General features: G+C 36.2%; 17 protein-coding genes. 15 read left to right on the plus strand and 2 right to left on the minus strand.

Annotated features, from left to right (window positions below):
* Positions 1-70: 70 nt before the first annotated feature.
* Together HMPREF9075_RS00890 and mnmE are read right to left on the minus strand one after the other, a co-directional pair.
* The gene (locus HMPREF9075_RS00890) at positions 71-3250 is read right to left on the minus strand and encodes an AAA family ATPase (protein ID WP_009414699.1); all 3180 of its coding nucleotides are present in this window, start codon (positions 3248-3250) and stop codon (positions 71-73) included.
* A 19-nt stretch (positions 3251-3269) separates the two neighbouring features.
* A complete protein-coding gene (mnmE, locus tag HMPREF9075_RS00895; RefSeq protein ID WP_034556469.1) occupies positions 3270-4703 on the minus strand; it encodes a tRNA uridine-5-carboxymethylaminomethyl(34) synthesis GTPase MnmE in 1434 nt (477 codons plus the stop codon).
* Between the two features lie 174 nt (positions 4704-4877).
* Between mnmE and HMPREF9075_RS00900 the strand changes: the two genes are divergently transcribed.
* From HMPREF9075_RS00900 to HMPREF9075_RS00965, 15 genes are all read left to right on the plus strand, one after another.
* Entirely contained in the window at positions 4878-5573 is a 696-nt protein-coding gene (locus tag HMPREF9075_RS00900; RefSeq protein WP_009414701.1) for an SAM-dependent methyltransferase, read from the plus strand.
* A gap of 333 nt (positions 5574-5906) precedes the next feature.
* Complete coding sequence (rpmB, locus tag HMPREF9075_RS00905; protein ID WP_009414702.1) at positions 5907-6143, plus strand: 50S ribosomal protein L28; 237 nt, start codon at positions 5907-5909, stop codon at positions 6141-6143.
* 16 nt (positions 6144-6159) lie between these two features.
* Entirely contained in the window at positions 6160-6342 is a 183-nt protein-coding gene (gene rpmG, locus HMPREF9075_RS00910) for a 50S ribosomal protein L33 (RefSeq protein ID WP_009414703.1), read from the plus strand.
* A gap of 10 nt (positions 6343-6352) precedes the next feature.
* On the plus strand, positions 6353-6505 hold the full coding sequence (locus HMPREF9075_RS12715; RefSeq protein WP_002680984.1) for a DUF4295 domain-containing protein: 153 nt from the start codon (positions 6353-6355) through the stop codon (positions 6503-6505).
* Between the two features lie 109 nt (positions 6506-6614).
* The gene (gene ftsY / locus HMPREF9075_RS00915; protein ID WP_009414704.1) at positions 6615-7580 is read left to right on the plus strand and encodes a signal recognition particle-docking protein FtsY; all 966 of its coding nucleotides are present in this window, start codon (positions 6615-6617) and stop codon (positions 7578-7580) included.
* A 208-nt stretch (positions 7581-7788) separates the two neighbouring features.
* A complete protein-coding gene (locus HMPREF9075_RS00920; RefSeq protein ID WP_009414705.1) occupies positions 7789-9144 on the plus strand; it encodes a Na(+)-translocating NADH-quinone reductase subunit A in 1356 nt (451 codons plus the stop codon).
* Positions 9145-9155: 11 nt separating this feature from the next.
* Complete coding sequence (locus HMPREF9075_RS00925) at positions 9156-9662, plus strand: ClbS/DfsB family four-helix bundle protein (RefSeq protein ID WP_009414706.1); 507 nt, start codon at positions 9156-9158, stop codon at positions 9660-9662.
* A gap of 16 nt (positions 9663-9678) precedes the next feature.
* Positions 9679-10908 carry an NADH:ubiquinone reductase (Na(+)-transporting) subunit B gene (locus tag HMPREF9075_RS00930; protein WP_009414707.1) on the plus strand — a complete coding sequence of 410 codons (1230 nt, stop codon included), beginning with the start codon at positions 9679-9681 and terminating at the stop codon, positions 10906-10908.
* Between the two features lie 2 nt (positions 10909-10910).
* Complete coding sequence (locus tag HMPREF9075_RS00935) at positions 10911-11648, plus strand: Na(+)-translocating NADH-quinone reductase subunit C (RefSeq protein ID WP_009414708.1); 738 nt, start codon at positions 10911-10913, stop codon at positions 11646-11648.
* 6 nt (positions 11649-11654) lie between these two features.
* Entirely contained in the window at positions 11655-12302 is a 648-nt protein-coding gene (locus HMPREF9075_RS00940; protein WP_009414709.1) for an NADH:ubiquinone reductase (Na(+)-transporting) subunit D, read from the plus strand.
* A gap of 20 nt (positions 12303-12322) precedes the next feature.
* Positions 12323-13057, plus strand: coding sequence for an NADH:ubiquinone reductase (Na(+)-transporting) subunit E (gene nqrE / locus HMPREF9075_RS00945; RefSeq protein ID WP_009414710.1), 735 nt, complete (start codon positions 12323-12325; stop codon positions 13055-13057).
* Positions 13041-14354, plus strand: a complete 1314-nt coding sequence (gene nqrF, locus HMPREF9075_RS00950) for an NADH:ubiquinone reductase (Na(+)-transporting) subunit F (RefSeq protein WP_009414711.1) — start codon at positions 13041-13043, stop codon at positions 14352-14354. The genes nqrE and nqrF overlap by 17 nt, the downstream gene beginning before the upstream one ends.
* A 211-nt stretch (positions 14355-14565) precedes the next feature.
* Positions 14566-15006, plus strand: coding sequence for a hypothetical protein (locus tag HMPREF9075_RS00955; protein WP_157049189.1), 441 nt, complete (start codon positions 14566-14568; stop codon positions 15004-15006).
* 340 nt (positions 15007-15346) lie between these two features.
* Positions 15347-15874 (plus strand): hypothetical protein, encoded by a 528-nt coding sequence (locus HMPREF9075_RS00960; protein ID WP_009414713.1) that lies wholly within the window; start codon positions 15347-15349, stop codon positions 15872-15874.
* A 109-nt stretch (positions 15875-15983) separates the two neighbouring features.
* A complete protein-coding gene (locus HMPREF9075_RS00965) occupies positions 15984-16292 on the plus strand; it encodes a hypothetical protein (protein ID WP_232305024.1) in 309 nt (102 codons plus the stop codon).
* Positions 16293-16959 lie beyond the last annotated feature (667 nt).

Raw genomic sequence — 16959 nt, forward strand, 5'->3', positions numbered from 1 at the left:
GTTTATCTTTCATTTAAAGTTCGGTGAAACTATGCTCTGAATAAGGGATGAGTAGCAGGTAAATAGCCAATTAACCATTAATTGTTATCCTACTTTTTCCATTACCTTCTTTTTGGACTTCTACTTTTACAGCAATACGCTCTACCATTTCTTGTATGTGCGAGATGACGCCTACTTTTTTCCCTTGATTTTGCAAACGTTCTAAAGCATCTAAAGCCACTTGTAATGTTTCGGCATCTAGTGAGCCAAATCCTTCGTCTATAAATAAGGTCTCTACATTCATTTTTGTTGATGATAATGACGAAAGTGCCAATGCTAAAGCAAGCGATACCAAGAAACTTTCTCCTCCTGATAGCGAATACACAGAGCGTATTTCGGCTGCCATATCGTTATCAATTACCTGCAACCCTAGTGTTCCTGCAATGCGCTGTAAGGTGTAGCGCCTATTGATGAGCTTCATTTGCATATTTGCGTATTGCAATAGCAGGTCTAAGGTGTATTCTTGTGCATAACGCCTGAAGTTAGCCCCGTTACTACTTCCTATCAGGTTATTTAGCTGCCCCCATTGCTTTGTAATCTCTTCTTTTTGAGCTATTTGTTGCAATAGTACTTGCATAGCCTTTTGCTGTGCAGCGTCATTTAGCAGTTGGCTTTTATAGTTTATTACGGCAGTGTGTAGTGCCTCTTGTGTTTCTTTTTTGGTTTGATAAGCTTCTTTTGTCTCGGATTCGCTGAGTGTTAATGGTTTCTTTTTACTATGTGCGTGCAGCGTTTTTTGCTGTTCTTCGGCTATGGTAGTATATTTAGCAATACGCTCATTTAGTGCTTGATAAGCTGTTCGTTCTTGTTGTAACCATTCGTGTGAATAGGCAGCCCATTTATCTAAATGTTGGTATAGATACGTTTTTTGGGTAGGGTAGTGGGTAGTTACCCATTGCTCTATCGCATCGGTAGCTGCGGTCAATGTTTTTTCTGTTTGCTCTTTTTGGGCAGTTAATGAAGATAGAGAAGTTTCATTAGCCGTAATGCTAAGCAAAATAGCATTATAGGTATTTTGTGCCTCATCAATTACAGCAACGAGGTGTTTTAGTTTTTTTTCATAAACCATTTCCACCTCTTGGGCAGGTTTGTTACCTAATAATCCCGTTCTTTCTGCCTTCAAAGCCATATGTTGCTCACTATCAATTTGCAAAGTTTTCTGTAAAGGGATAATATCTTGTTGTAAAGTAGTTATTTCGGCAGTTAAGGCAGCCTTGTCGTTAGCTAATTTCTGTAAGCGTTCCTTGGCTTTTTGTAATGAACTTTCTTCTTTGTCCCATTTTTGTTTTAGGAGGTTTATGTTTTCTATAAAAGTATTAGTTGTAGTTTCCCATAGCGTAATCCACTCTTCAGTAAGAGCCAATTCTTGTAGTTGGGCTCTATAATCCTTTATTCGCTGTTGGTACTCTTCGCTTCTACTTTTTATCTTTTCTTTTTGGGCAGTAAGTTCATTTAGTGCGTTGTGTTGTTTTAGTAGTTTTTCAGCTTTTGCAGCTATAGTTTTGGTTAGCTCCTCTACTTTTTGCTTTGCATCATCACGTTCTTTCTCTACTACTTTTATCAGCTGTTCTTGCACTTCTTGTTGCGCATTGGGGTGGTGCAGCGAACCGCACACAGGGCACGCTTCACCTTCAGTTAAATTTTGTCGCAAAAGTACAATGTTATGAGAGTTTTCCAACTGCGTTTTTTGTACAATACGCTCTGCTGTTTGGTAAGCCGCTTGAGCTATAGGTAGTTCTTGTTGTGCAGAAGTCAGTTCTGTTTCTAAAACCTTTACTTCCTCTTGCAGCGGTTCTGTATTCAACATTGCCAGCTCCTGCTTATTTTTTTCAATATACGTTTGTAAAGTTTTCTTTTCGGTAGCTAAATTCAATAACCAATGATAGTTATCTTTTATAACTACTTGATTTATATGTGCTGATAGCCACGCTTCACGTTCTTGTTTATAATTTTCACCTTTTTTTATATTCTCGGCAACCAATGCTGCTTCGGCTTCTTTTTTGGCTAATTTTTTTTCCTTGTTTTGCAGTTGTAGTTCTTTTTCAGCTAAAGTACGTTCCGTCTCGGCAATCAGTATGTCCAGCTTTTTAGCCTTTTCAATAACTGGTTTATCTTGCTTATATTGCTCATTTAGCTCGGTAAAATCTTTTTGATAAGTAGTAAGATTACTCAATAGTGTTTTTTCTTCGGAAGATAGATTTTCTTTTTCAGCTTTATCTTTGTCTATTTGTTGTTTTATAGCGATTAGGTTATATGCTTCTTGTTGTTTGCTTACTACCTCCTGCTTAATAGCTTGTATAGCCTCAATCATTGCCAATTCGGCAAAACGAGTTGCTTCGCGTTCTTTTTCGTCTATAGCTTTTTCTTTTATAGCAAGAGCTTCGTTATACTGACGGATAAACTGTTGCTCATCGGCAAACCACTTTTGTTGTTCACTTAACAATGCAATTTCTGCTTGTAGTTTTTCTAAGTTAAGTTCATCAGTAGCCAAGTGCGTTTTTATTTGTTCTTTTTCCTCTTCTGATAAAAAGGTAGTGTTTTTGCGTTGGGCTTCTAATAGACTAAGTTCGTAGTTATGTTGTTTATAAATTTCGTATATTTTCTGTGATATTTGAGTGTAGATTTCAGTACCTGTAAGTTTTTCTAAAATATCGGAGCGTTTGTTATCATCAGCTTTTAGGAAGGAAGTAAAATCACCTTGAGCTAAAATTACCGATTTTGTAAATTCATCAAAAGTCAAACCTATCAATTCTTTGATACGTTCTAAAACAATGGTTTTTCTATTTTCGGCAAAGGGCTCATTATCGGTGCAATTGTATAGCAAAATAGTTTCGCTTTGCAGGCTGCCCCCTTGTTTACCACGAGCACGGCGTACCTGCCATTCGGCTTCGTATATTTTGTTGTCTATTGCCTGAAAGGTAACTTTGGCATAGCCCGATATAGCTCCTTTGCGCAGCAGGTTTTTTACGTTATTAACCTGCAAATCGCTATTGCCATCGGTGATTAGCTGATTAACTTTGGTTGTAGCCAAGCGAGGTGTATCGTTGTAAAGAGCCAAACAAATAGCATCTAAAATAGTAGATTTACCAGCTCCTGTAGCTCCAGTAATAGCAAATAATCCCGCCGATTTCAGTGGTTCGGCTTCTAAATCAATTGTAAAAGGGCCTTCAATAGAGGCTATATTATAAAGAGAAACACTAAGTATCTTCATCTTCTAACTTACTATTTAACTATTTTCCGATACAGAATTTACTAAAGATATGACCTAAAACCTCATCGTTGGTTACGGCTCCTGTAATACTACCTAAGTGGTACAGAGCTTCGCGCAAATCTATTGCTAAAAGGTCGCCTGAAAGATTTAATGCCAACCCTTCTTCTACTTTCTCAATAGCTTGTAGGGCTTCTTTAAGTGCTTCATAATGACGTAGATTGGTTACTATAGCTGCATTATTCCCCACAACTAATGTATTTGCGTATGCTGTCAGTTCTTTTGTAAGCAAATCTAAATTTTGGTGATCACGTGCTGAAATGCCTAAAAGAGTAGTAGTGTATTCAGGCATCAAAGCTGCTTTTAGGGTAGCATCAAAATTGCTCAAACTATCGCTATATGTAGCCTCATATTGGTCTATTTTGTTGTGGAGTAGTATTATTTTTAGGTCTTTTCGGTAATTTTCTTTTATAAAACTAATAATTTCATCAGGCTTGTTGTCATTTTCATCATATAAGTAAAGCAATATATGCGCTAAAGCCATTTTTTCTTTGGCTTTTTGTACGCCAATAGCCTCTATTTGGTCTTTTGCCTCTCTTATACCTGCTGTATCTATAAATCGGAAGCTAATACCTCCTATATGCAAAGTCTCTTCAATCGTATCGCGCGTTGTTCCCGCTATATCTGAAACAATAGCACGCTCTTCATTTAGCAAAGCATTTAGCAAAGTCGATTTGCCAGCATTAGGTTTGCCTACTATTGCTACCGCAATACCATTTTTTAGCACATTACCTACTGAAAACGAATGTAACAACCGCTCAATGGTAGTTTTTATGGTTGTTAGTAACTTTCTGAACTGTTCTCTATCAGCAAAAGCTACATCTTCTTCTGAAAAATCTAATTCTAATTCAATAAGTGATACAAAATTGAGTAACTCTTTTCGTAAATGTTCTATTTCGGTAGTAAAACCACCTCTCATTTGTTGCAAAGCCACCTGATGACTTGCATAACTATCAGAGATGATAAGGTCGGCAACGGCTTCAGCTTGGTTTAGAGCTAATTTTCCGTTTAGAAAAGCCCGTTTGGTAAATTCACCTGCTTCAGCCAAGCGGCAACCTTCTTGCAGACAAAGCTTTATAATTTCTTGTACTATATAACTACTGCCGTGGCAGGAAAACTCCACCACCGGTTCGCCCGTGTATGATTTTTGTCCCTTGAAGACAGTAGCCAAGCATTCGTCTATTACTTCAGTTTTACTTTTAAGAGTACCCAAATGCACTGTATGCGAGGGCACTTCTGTCAATCGTTTTCCGTGTATAGTACTGAATATTTTATCAGCTATATCAATAGCTTTGTTCCCTGAAAGACGTATTACTGCAATAGCACCTACCCCTATAGCAGTTGCCAAAGCTACAATGGTATCGTTGGTACTATTTATATTATTCAAATGATTCATAAACTGTCTTTTATCATCTATTATACAAATTGGTATTACAAAAGTATAAATAAAAAATGAAACCACAAAAAATAATGGCTAATCCCACTTTTTTTGTACCTTTGCCCTCGCAAGTGTCTCATTACAGCGAACTTGCAGCTCTTATTTTACTTTTTTGATAGATAACAACTAAAAATGAGTCATATTTATTTAATTCCCAATTTATTAGGTGATAGTACCCTCAGTGTATTACCTTCACAAATAGAAGAAGTAGTACAAAGATTAAATTATTTTATTGTAGAGAATGAAAAATCGGCGAGAAAGTTTATCAAACGTATAGCTCCTGATAAGGTACAAGCCGATTTACGAATTGCTGTTATAGATAAACATCAGCCCCATAACGATATGCTACCTTTTATAACTCCGTGTTTGGAAGGTATTTCTGCAGGTATTATTTCTGAAGCAGGCTGCCCAGGTATTGCCGACCCAGGTGCCGATATTGTACGCCTTGCTCACCAAAAAGGACTTAAAGTAGTTCCGCTGGTAGGGCCTTCTTCTCTTTTATTGGCAATGATGGCAAGTGGACTCAACGGGCAAAATTTTGCCTTTAATGGTTATCTTCCTATAGATAAACAACAACGCAAGAGTACTCTCAAGGCATTGGAACGCAAAGCTCAAGAGGGACAGTCGCAGTTGTTTATAGAAACACCTTATCGCAATACCCAGCTTTTGAATGAGCTTACTACTATTTTGCACGACAATACCTTGTTGTGTGTAGCTTGTGATATTACACTGCCTACAGAGCATATACAAACACTCTCCATTCGCCAATGGCGTTCTACTTCTATTGATTTGCACAAGCGTCCTACTATTTTTATTATTGGTATTTGATTACATATTGGGCTGCGCCAGCTTGGTGCGAGCCGCATAAGCTTTACTTATCCTTCGCTCAACCTTCGCTCAACCTTCGCTCAACCTTCGCTGAAGGTTCGCTCAAAGGATAGTTTGATTGACAGGGAAAAACAGATTATTTTTACAAATTTCATTAGCGAGTGTAATTTTTTGAATAATGGTATATTTTTAATTAATATATTGATTATCAAAGTATTTTAAAAATTATCATCTTGAAAAAAATAATTTTGATAAAAAAAGTTTTGCTAAATAAAAAAAATATTGTACTTTTGCACCCCGAATACAAATAACACATTAATAAATAGAGAAAAAATGGCAAGAGTTTGTGACTTAACAGGCAAGAAAGCATTGGTGGGCAACAACGTGTCGCACGCAATGAACAAAACGAAACGTAAATTTAACGTGAACCTTCGCACTAAACGCTTCTTCATTCCAGAAGAGAATGCGTGGATTACCCTTAAGGTATCGGCAGCTGCAATCAAAACCATTGACAAAAAAGGTATTTATGCAGTGCTACAAGAAGTAGAACGCAACGGATATATTAACTAATAAAAGACGACACAAAATGGCTAAGAAAGGAAATAGAATACAGGTTATTTTGGAGTGCACAGAGCACAAAGATAGTGGCGTAGCTGGTACTTCACGTTACATCACGACCAAAAACAAGAAAAATACCCCTGATAGATTGGAGCTTAAGAAGTTCAATCCTATCCTTAAACGAGTAACTGTTCATAAAGAAATTAAATAATTAAAAGGTTATGGCAAAGAAAACAGTAGCAACTTTACAAGGTAAATCAAAAAAGCTTACTAAAGCTATAAAAATGGTGAAATCACCTAAAACGGGTGCTTATACTTTCGTGGAAAGTGTAATGGCTCCTGAACTTGTTGATGAATTTTTAAAGAAGAAATAATTAAATTTTCTCTATTTTTATCATATCTGAAAAGCTGTCGTGAGACAGCTTTTTTTGCATATATAAAGTTTTTTATTACCTTTGCACAACTTTTTTTAAAAATATAGTTATGGCATTTGAATTTTTGAAAAATATCTTTTCTAAAGAAAAAAAAGAAACGCTTAACAAAGGGTTAGAAAAATCAAAAAATACGTTTTTTGACCGTCTTGGTAAAGCAATTATAGGAAAATCAAAGGTAGATGATGATGTACTTGATGATCTTGAAGAAGTGCTCATTGCGAGTGATGTGGGGGTAAATACCACCTTAAAAATTGTAGATCGTATACAAGCGCGGGTTGCTAAAGATAAATATTTAGGTACTTCGGAACTGAACACTATTTTACGAGAGGAAATAGCAGGATTGCTTTCAGAAACTCATATGGGCGAAGCTACTGAGTTTTCTCTCCCAGCTGACAAAAAGCCTTATGTAATGATGGTGGTTGGCGTGAATGGTGCGGGTAAAACCACCACTATAGGCAAATTGGCAAGTCAGTTTACTAAAAAAGGACTCAAAGTAGTATTGGGTGCTGCAGATACTTTTCGTGCGGCAGCTATAGACCAATTGCAGGTGTGGGCGGATCGTACAGGTGTACCGATGATTAAGCAGCAACTGGGGAGTGACCCAGCTTCTGTAGCTTATGATACCCTTAGTTCTGCTGTGAAACAAAATGCCGATGTAGTGATAATAGACACCGCAGGGCGTTTGCACAACAAAATTAACCTAATGAATGAGCTTAGTAAAATAAAAAGAGTGATGCAGAAGGTAATTCCTGATGCGCCTCACGAAGTATTACTTGTATTGGACGGTTCAACAGGGCAAAATGCCTTTGAGCAAGCCAAAGAATTTACCAAAGCTACTGAAGTTACAGCCTTGGCGGTTACCAAATTGGACGGTACTGCTAAAGGAGGGGTAGTGATAGGTATTTCTGACCAATTTCAGATTCCTGTTAAATATATAGGAGTAGGTGAAGGGATTGACGATTTACAGATATTCAATAAATATGAGTTTGTAGACTCGTTTTTCTCTGGGAAATAATCCTATTTTAAATTGAAAAACAATGGATTACATTGTTTTTTTGCTAATAAAAACTATACGATTTACTAAATAGGAAAGAGTAGAGGAGGAGGTGTCTTAATTAGACACATTCTTTTTTATGTACAAAATGTAAAAACATTATTTTTTTATCAATTAATATTCGTATATTTGTCGCCAAATTTAACAAAACTAACTAATATATTTAGATATGTCAAACGACATCCGCATTCGAAAAGGGTTGGATATACACTTAGAGGGCGAAGCTGATAAGACGACCCAGCATCAGCCGCTTTCTAAGCTATATGCTATAAAACCCAGTGATTTTCATCGAGTAGTGCCTAAACTGATATTACGTGAGGGCAACGAGGTGAAAGCAGGTGAAGCACTATTCTTTTCAAAGAGTGATGAGCGTATTATGTTTCCATCGCCTGTAAGTGGTACTATAAAAGAGATAGTACGTGGTGAAAGGCGTAAAGTGTTGGAGATTCGTATAGAGCCCAGCGCAGAACAAACGTTCAAAGACTTTGGGGAGAAAAAAGTGAATGAAATGGAGGGCGAAGCAATAAAAGCGCATCTCTTGTCTTCAGGAGCTTGGCCTTTTATCAAACAACGCCCTTATGACGTGATTGCCAACCCCGACATTCAGCCAAAAGCTATCTTCGTGTCGGCTTGCAAAACCAATCCGTTAGCACCCGATTACGACTATGTACTTAAGGGTAAGGAAAAGCAGCTGCAAGAAGCACTTACAGCCTTGTCAAAACTTACTTCGGGCAAAGTACACGTGTCGGTCTTCAAAGACAGCTCGTTGTCTCCTTTCCGCAATCTTAAAAACATTGAGGTACACAACGTATCAGGTCCGCACCCAGCAGGGAATGTGAGCACTCAAATAGCTCATATTAGTCCTATTAATAAAGGTGAGGTGGTATGGGTAGTGAATCCGCAAGATTTGGTAGTGATAGGAGAACTTTTCTTGACAGGCAAGCTGAACATTACTCGCACTGTAGCACTGACAGGGGCTAATATCAATAAGCCTCACTATGTAACTGCTTTGGCAGGAGCTCAGATTGACGGAGTGATAGACGGTGGAGTGAAAGATCCTGCTAATACCCGTATTATCAGTGGTGATGTGCTTACAGGTGTTAAGGTAAGTGAAAGTGACTTTTTAGGTTTTTACGCTGATCAAATCACAGCAATTCCAGAAGGTAATGACTATGATTTGTTTGGATGGGCAAAACCTATAAGCAACAAAATTTCGCTTACACGTGCGCTTACTTTCTCTTGGCTAAACCCTAAGAAAAAGTACAATTTGAATACCAATACTAATGGTGAGCATCGTGCTTTTGTACAAACAGGTATGTATGAAGAGGTATTCCCATTGGATATTTATCCTATGCAGCTGCTCAAAGCGTGCTTGTATAAGGATTTGGACGAATTAGAAAACCTTGGAGCTTACGAAGTAGCTCCTGAGGACTTTGCGCTTACTGAATTTGTATGTGTTTCTAAACAGCCACACCAACAAATCATCAGAGACGGACTTGATTTAATGATTCAAGAATTAGGTTAAAATAGCTACTGATGGCAAGACCAGCAACGAAACAAGATTTAGAGTTTTTAGCTAAAGAAAATTACCAAAAGTTACTTTCTTTGATAGAAACACTGCCTGAGAGACAGCGAGAAGATGCCTTTCCAGAAGGTACAATGAATAGAAATATTCGCGATGTTATAGGACACTTGTATCATTGGCATTTATTATTCCTAAATTGGTATGAGGTAGGAATGCGAGGTGAAAAACCTAAAATACCCAAAGAGGGTTATACTTTTTCTGACACTCCTAAACTCAACCGAGAAATATGGGAGCAATGTCAAAAAGTATCACTTGCTGAGATACTCTCACTTTTTGAAGCTTCTCATAATAAAGTGTTCCAACTTATACAGAAACACTCAGATGAAGAGCTTTTTACCAAAAAGAAGTATCATTGGACAGGTACGACCTCACTCGGCTCTTATTTAGTTTCATCGACGTCAAGCCATTACGATTGGGCTTTAAAACTAATTCGCAAATCAATAAAAAGAAATAATTAACTTATTCATTAAGAAAATGAGTTTAAAAAGTAAATTAAATACATTAAAAGAAAAGTATAAGGGGACGAAGATGGAGACCACTTTCAACGCGCTTCATACCTTCCTTTATACGCCTAATGAGGTAACCCACGGGGGTACCCACATTAAGGCTGCTGATGACCTAAAACGAACAATGAATACCGTTATTATGGCGCTTATTCCTTGTTTGATTTTTGGTATTTTCAATACGGGGTATCAGCATCAAGTAGCTTTTGGCACCTTGTCTCCAGAGGCAGGTATGGCATTCTTTAGTGGTAATTTTTGGAATCTTACCAATCTTTGCATTGGTGCAACCAAAGTATTGCCATTAGTAGTAGTGTCATACGTTGTAGGTTTGGGCATTGAGTTTATTTTTGCTACTATTCGCAAGCACGAAGTGGAAGAAGGATACTTGGTAACAGGTATGTTGGTGCCACTAATTGTTCCTGTAGATATTCCGCTTTGGATGTTGGCAGTAGCTGTAGCTTTTGGAGTAATTATTGGTAAAGAGGTATTTGGCGGTACAGGTATGAATATTTTGAATCCTGCGCTTACAATCCGTGCTTTCTTATTCTTTGCTTATCCTACTTCAATGACAGGGGATAAAGTATGGGTAGAAGGAGCTGTACAACGTGCTAAAGACATTGCTGCGGGTGCTAATTTGGATGCCGTTTCGGGTGAAACAGTATTGGGTAGTTTGGCACAAGGTCAGACAGGTACTTATCAAGTATCGGATTTGTTCTTTGGGTTTATGCCAGGTTCAGTGGGTGAAACTTCTACAATTCTTATTCTTTTGGGAGGTTTATTCCTTATATTTACTAAAATCGCTTCTTGGCGTGTGATGATTAGTATGTTTGTAGGTGCTTGGGTAATGGCTGCTATATTTAATTGTTTAGCTCCGAGTATGGAAGGTACACAGTTTTATGCATTGTGGAGCTTACCTGCTTATCAGCACTTACTTATAGGAGGATTGGCATTCGGAGCTGTATTTATGGCTACTGACCCTGTAACAGCGGCGCAAACCAATACAGGTAAGTATATTTACGGATTTTTAGCGGGCTTTGTGGCAATTGCTATTCGTTGCTTTAACCCTGCTTATCCTGAAGGAGTGATGCTTGCTATCTTATTGATGAACGTATTAGCACCTACTATAGACCACTTTGTAGTACAAGCTAATGTATCTCGTAGAAAAAAACGTTTAAAATTATCAACTGCTAAAACCGCATAATTATGGCAATCAAGACAGAAAGTAATTCGTATACAGTGATTTTCGCCATTATAATGGTGGTAATCGTAGGTGCGTTGCTCGCTGGTATCTCGTCAGCGTTAAGTAGCGATATCAGCAACAATAAAAAGTTAGAAAAGAAACAGAATATCCTCTATGCTATGGGCGTAAATCACAACGAAGGTGAGCTTGGAGGAGGTAAAGTAGAGTTTCTTTCTACTACCGATGCTGAAAAAGAGTTTCCTAACTATGTGAAAGAGCAATACCTTATCAAAGGAAATACCGCTGAAAAAGTAGAAGGTGCTAACGACCTTATCAACTTCAACGGTCATCGTGAAGGTTTACCTCTTTATGTAGCTGAAAAAGATGGTAATACCCTCTATATAATTCCTGTAAGCGGACGTGGTTTGTGGGATGCTATTTGGGGATATATAGCTGTAGATAAAGACCTTATTGTACGTGGTGTTTTCTTTGACCACAAAGGTGAAACTGCTGGTTTAGGAGCGAACATCAAAGAGCGTTTCTTTATGGACGACTTTATCGGAGAACATTTATTGGATGCCGCAGGTAACTTCCAAAGCATTCAAATTTCAAAAAGCAATGGCGACCCTGAAAATAAACGTAAAGAAGATGGGAAAATTGATGCTATTGCAGGAGCTACCCTTACTGGTAATGGAGTGCAAGCGATGATAAGCGATGGCATAGAGCCTTATATATCCTATATTAAAAGTTTAAACAAATAATAGACTATGGGACTATCAAAAAAAGATGCAAAATTAGTAACAGACCCCTTGTGGGATAATAACCCCGTAACGGTACAAGTGTTGGGTATTTGCTCTGCCTTAGCGATTACAGCTCAGCTGAAAGCAGCTATCGTAATGAGTCTTTCGTTTACCTTTGTGCTTGTAATGGGTAACGTAACCATTTCTTTGCTTAGAAATGTAATTCCGCCTAAAATTCGTATTATTGCTCAGCTAATAGTAGCGGCAGCCTTGGTAATTGTGGTGGATTTTGTGCTCAAAGCCTTTGTATATGACCTTAGCAAACAGTTATCAGTATATGTAGGGCTTATCATCACCAACTGTATTTTGATGGGACGTTTTGAGGCATTTGCTTTGGGTAACCCTCCAGGGAAATCGTTTTTAGACGCTATAGGTAATGCAGGGGGATACTCTATTGCCTTGCTTATTGTAGCCTTTTTCCGCGAGCTATTGGGTTCTGGTACTTTGTTAGGTTTCCAAATATTGGGAGACCCTATCAAGAAAACAGGTGCTTATGCTTTGGGCTACGAAAACAACGGTTTTATGTTGTTAGCCCCTATGGCTTTGGTAACTTATGGTATTGTAGTATGGGTGCAACGCTCACGCAACAAAGCCTTAATAGAAGACAGTCATTAATCATTTAAAAAGAAAAGAAAATGTTAGAATATTTAACACTGATTTTTAAATCGATATTCGTAGAGAATATGATTTTCGCTACCTTTTTGGGTATGTGTTCGTACTTGGCTGTATCTAAAAAAGTGTCGACTGCTATAGGATTAGGAGCTGCTGTGGTGTTTGTACAAACTCTTACAGTACCTATGAACTGGTTACTTAATGAGTATATACTTAAAGAAGGTGCTTTGCGCTGGTTGGGTGAAGAATACGCTAATTATGATTTGAGCTTCCTTACCTACATTTTGTTTATAGCTACTGTAGCTACAATGGTACAGTTGGTAGAGATAGTAGTAGAGAAGTTTTCACCATCATTGTATAACTCATTGGGTATCTTCTTGCCACTGATAGCTGTAAACTGTGCTATCTTAGGAGGTTCTCTTTTTATGCAATCGCGTGCTGAAGTGATTCACTCATTTGGGCTTTCAGTAGCTTACGGGGTGAGTTCAGGATTAGGTTGGGCTATTGCTATTTTGGCGTTGGCGGCTATACGTGAGAAGATACGTTATTCACACGTACCGGCTCCTTTGCGCGGCTTGGGTATCACTTTTATTACTACAGGGCTAATGGCTATAGGCTTTATGAGCTTTGGTGGTATGCTTACAGGTGGTAGCAGCAAAAAAGAAGAAACTAAAAAGGAAACTACAGTTCGCCAAGAAGTGAATACAGATAAATTAGCTAATAATACAAAAGATTTAAGTAATGATTTTAGCAAGTGAAATATTAACAACTATTACGGTAACGGTGGTAGGGTTATTAGTAATAATCCTTTTGTTGGTAGCAATTTTGCTTTATGTGAAACAAAAGCTAACCCCATCGGGGCCTGTAAAAATTACAATTAATAAAGATAAAGTAATAGAAGTGCCTATAGGGGGCTCATTACTTTCAACCTTAGGTAATGAAAAGATTTTCTTGCCATCGGCTTGTGGTGGTAAGGGTTCTTGCTTGCAGTGTGAATGCCACGTATATGAAGGTGGTGGTGAAGCACTTCCTACCGAAACTCCTCACTTTACTAAAAAAGAGCTGAAAGAAGGGGTACGCTTGGCTTGCCAAGTGAAGGTAAAACAAGATATGGAAATAGGCGTACCAGAACAAGTGTTTGGTATTAAGAAATGGGAAGCTACAGTAGTAAGCAACTACAACGTGGCATCATTCATCAAAGAATTTGTGGTGGAAATTCCTGAAGATATGGACTACAAACCAGGTGGATATATACAAATAGAAATCCCAGCTTGTGAGGTAAAATACAGTGATATAGATATTACTGCACACCCTAAAGAACACCCAGGTGAGCCTGATAAATTTAAAATGGAGTGGGATAAATTTAAATTATGGCCATTGGTGATGAAAAATCCAGAACCTGCAGAGCGTGCTTACTCTATGGCTTCTTATCCTGCTGAAGGACGTAGAATTATGCTAAACGTGCGTATTGCTACACCTCCATTTGACAGAGCTAAAGGAGGCTGGATGGATGTGAACCCAGGGGTAGCCTCTTCATACATTTTCTCACGTAAGCCAGGTGATAAGGTAACTATTTCGGGTCCTTATGGTGAATTCTTCATCAACGAATCTAAAGCAGAGATGCTATACGTGGGTGGTGGTGCTGGTATGGCGCCAATGCGTTCTCACTTGTACCACTTGTTCAAAACTCTGAAAACAGGACGTAAGGTAACTTATTGGTACGGTGGACGTTCAAAACGTGAGTTGTTCTATATAGAACATTTCCGTGAATTGGAACGCGAGTTTCCTAACTTTAAGTTCTTTATTGTACTTTCTGAACCACTACCAGAAGACAATTGGAAAGTGAAGAAAGATATTAACGACCCTGATGGTGATGGATTCTTGGGCTTTGTACACAATGCTGTAATTGAGCAGTATTTGAGCAAACACGATGCGCCTGAAGATATAGAATTATACTTCTGCGGTCCGCCAATGATGAACAAAGCCGTTCAGAAAATGGGACAAGACTTTGGTTTGCCAGACGAAAACATTCGTTTTGACGACTTCGGTGGTTAATTTGCATTCATATAAAAAAATCCGACTTCTTATAAGAAAGGGTCGGATTTTTTTATAGTTTAATGTATGAAATTTGGGATAGTAGCTATTTTTTGAGACTTTTGCGAATTTATTTAGAATTATGTGGTTTTAGCAGCAATTGTAATATTCTATTTTTAACAAAAGAGCTGTTTGGAGGTAATTATTATGGTTATATAAGAATGAAATGATTATGAGAAAAAATGTACTTATAATTTTTATAGGGTTACTCCTACTAGTTTCTTGCAAACTCACTCAAGACAAAGAAAGCTATAAGATTACTTCTGTAGTTTACATCACAGATTGGGGTGAAAAAGCTGTAGATAGAAAGGGAATACAACTCTATGCAATAGACTCTTTGAGGCGTACTAAGCCACAGAAAATAAAAGAAGTTAGAGTCTTTGATAGAAATGCCGCTCACGAAGCTAATACCTTATATATAAAATTAAGGCGAGCTCTTCAAGCAAAAGTATCATATAGACTTATAATCAATGATTCATTACTATATAACATTTCTGAGTTTGAGATTATAAAAGAAACTGTTTATACGATGCTTTCAAAGATGGAACTTATATATATAAAAAATTATAAAGTGAATAATATAAAAATAGACAGTAAGTTCTATAATGAATAGTTCTTACATATAGATAAAAATTTAGCTATTCCTTATAAGAAGGAATAATTGTTAATTTAATGTGAGTTTGATTTAAGCTGCAATGCGTCTTTTTAGCTTAAGAATGTCTTTTTAAGAAAAAAACTTTTCTTACATTGAACTCACGTTAATTAAGAACTTGTCTGAAAAGTTTTGTTTTGTGAGGACGATTTGCAAATTTTTCTTACAATGTAACTGAAAGTGTTTGATTATCAGTATAATTAACTTTGTCAAACTCTTAAAGTTTGCCAAAGTGTGTGGTGCAATCGTACTTTTATAAATCTACGATTTGTATTTTTTAATAAATTTCAACAAGAAGAATATGAAAACAATCACAACATTAGCATTCGTTTTTATCAGTACGTTTTCTTTGTTTTCACAAACTATAAAAAAAGAGATAGATTTTTGTAGAATTATAGGAAAACAAGATAGTGTAATGTATTATGTTTCCTATATGAAAAAGGGAAAAGATAGTATCAATGTATTTATAAAAAGCGATAATGTATTAGAACAGTTTATAGGAAGAGCGAGTACTGACAAAGAATTAAAACAGTTTAGGAAGGATTTTTTTAAATTGGAGAAACAAAATCCTATTATTGAATTTAACGGAATGATAATTCCATTGCATATATCAGATTTTGAAAGAACTTGTTACCCTTCTTTTATCGTATATAAAAAGAAAAAGAATAAAACATTTGTAAATGTGAGGTTGTCAAATTTTTCATATACAACCATTGGAAATTTCAACTATCTTATTTTTCTTACCTTTAAAAATGATAAATTAATAGACAAAAAGGTCAAAATAAAGCAGTTCTCGGAATATAAACAAAATGATAGTATTGAGTTTTGATAAATTCTGTTGAATATGACGCAGAGGACATATTACAAAAAACATGTATTATCATTAATTGTTTTTCTTTTTATGGTTTTTCATATTATGTAAATATAGTAAAATGAGGTTGGCTATCAATTATACTATAAAAGCATTATTGTGTCTCCAAGGAAAAGAAAAAGATATTAGTGAAAAAGCTATTGGTTGGCATGGTTTGGATATTTTAAAAAAGGAAAAATGGAAAAATGATCTCTATATCAAGAATGAACATAAAAAGTATGGTTTTTCTAAATGGGTCAATAAGTACAAATTTGATAAAAGTATTTTTGAATCAGTTTTGGTTTATGAAGGGAAAGGGTATCTAAAAAATAAAGCTACACTTTTTTATAAATCTACTATTTATGCTTTTAAGCTACTTAAAACTGGAATGATATGAAAAATATCTTTTTGTAGATTCAAGTCTTAAAGAAACTTTTTTAGAGTATAGTTAAAATCTATAGTAAAAATCATTATGTTTAAAAATCGTATAAAAAAATTCTTTTTATAGTATGTTTTTTTCTTTCTTTTTATAGTTTCTCTCAAAAAATAGAAAAAGACATTGATTATTGTGTAATCTTACTTCCTTGTGGTGATGGAAATTTTTGTGAATTATATTATATCGCAGATATTCATCTTCTAAAAGATAATATAAAAATTTTTATAAAAACAGAGAATTCTATAGCTATTTTAGAAAGGAAATGTGCCTTATCATTAGAAAATAAAACGACAACTACAATAGAAGAATTAAAGAAACACAATCCAATTATTGAGTTTAATGGAAATAGAATCTACATTCTATCCAAACCCGACTTTACAATAACAACTTGTATACCACAGAGAATTAAATATACCAAAAGGAAAGATAAAACTTTTGTAACAATTCAATTAGAAAATTATTCTCATTCAACTGTGGGTGAATATGATTATTTTATTAGTTTAGAATTTAAGGATAATAAGTGTATTTCCTCAAAGATAGAAGAAGTGCCTTGGTCCAAACTTAAATAAATATAAAAAAGGTAAAAAATAGCAGTGAAAAATCTAATTATAACCATATTAGTTTTACT

This window comes from Capnocytophaga sp. oral taxon 332 str. F0381 (genome assembly GCF_000318275.2).
GTDB lineage: Bacteria > Bacteroidota > Bacteroidia > Flavobacteriales > Flavobacteriaceae > Capnocytophaga > Capnocytophaga bilenii.

Excerpts from the sequence above, each read along its gene's own strand:
- rpmG (WP_009414703.1), top strand. The coding sequence starts at position 6,160 with ATGGCTAAGAAAGGAAATAGAATACAGGTTATTTTGGAGTGCACAGAG.
- rpmB (WP_009414702.1), top strand. The coding sequence starts at position 5,907 with ATGGCAAGAGTTTGTGACTTAACAGGCAAGAAAGCATTGGTGGGCAAC.
- ftsY (WP_009414704.1), top strand. The coding sequence starts at position 6,615 with ATGGCATTTGAATTTTTGAAAAATATCTTTTCTAAAGAAAAAAAAGAA.
- HMPREF9075_RS00955 (WP_157049189.1), top strand. The coding sequence starts at position 14,566 with ATGAGAAAAAATGTACTTATAATTTTTATAGGGTTACTCCTACTAGTT.
- HMPREF9075_RS00935 (WP_009414708.1), top strand. The coding sequence starts at position 10,911 with ATGGCAATCAAGACAGAAAGTAATTCGTATACAGTGATTTTCGCCATT.
- HMPREF9075_RS00940 (WP_009414709.1), top strand. The coding sequence starts at position 11,655 with ATGGGACTATCAAAAAAAGATGCAAAATTAGTAACAGACCCCTTGTGG.
- mnmE (WP_034556469.1), bottom strand. The coding sequence starts at position 4,703 with ATGAATCATTTGAATAATATAAATAGTACCAACGATACCATTGTAGCT.
- HMPREF9075_RS00960 (WP_009414713.1), top strand. The coding sequence starts at position 15,347 with ATGAAAACAATCACAACATTAGCATTCGTTTTTATCAGTACGTTTTCT.
- HMPREF9075_RS00900 (WP_009414701.1), top strand. The coding sequence starts at position 4,878 with ATGAGTCATATTTATTTAATTCCCAATTTATTAGGTGATAGTACCCTC.
- HMPREF9075_RS00925 (WP_009414706.1), top strand. The coding sequence starts at position 9,156 with ATGGCAAGACCAGCAACGAAACAAGATTTAGAGTTTTTAGCTAAAGAA.
- HMPREF9075_RS12715 (WP_002680984.1), top strand. The coding sequence starts at position 6,353 with ATGGCAAAGAAAACAGTAGCAACTTTACAAGGTAAATCAAAAAAGCTT.
- HMPREF9075_RS00920 (WP_009414705.1), top strand. The coding sequence starts at position 7,789 with ATGTCAAACGACATCCGCATTCGAAAAGGGTTGGATATACACTTAGAG.
- nqrE (WP_009414710.1), top strand. The coding sequence starts at position 12,323 with ATGTTAGAATATTTAACACTGATTTTTAAATCGATATTCGTAGAGAAT.
- nqrF (WP_009414711.1), top strand. The coding sequence starts at position 13,041 with ATGATTTTAGCAAGTGAAATATTAACAACTATTACGGTAACGGTGGTA.
- HMPREF9075_RS00930 (WP_009414707.1), top strand. The coding sequence starts at position 9,679 with ATGAGTTTAAAAAGTAAATTAAATACATTAAAAGAAAAGTATAAGGGG.
- HMPREF9075_RS00890 (WP_009414699.1), bottom strand. The coding sequence starts at position 3,250 with ATGAAGATACTTAGTGTTTCTCTTTATAATATAGCCTCTATTGAAGGC.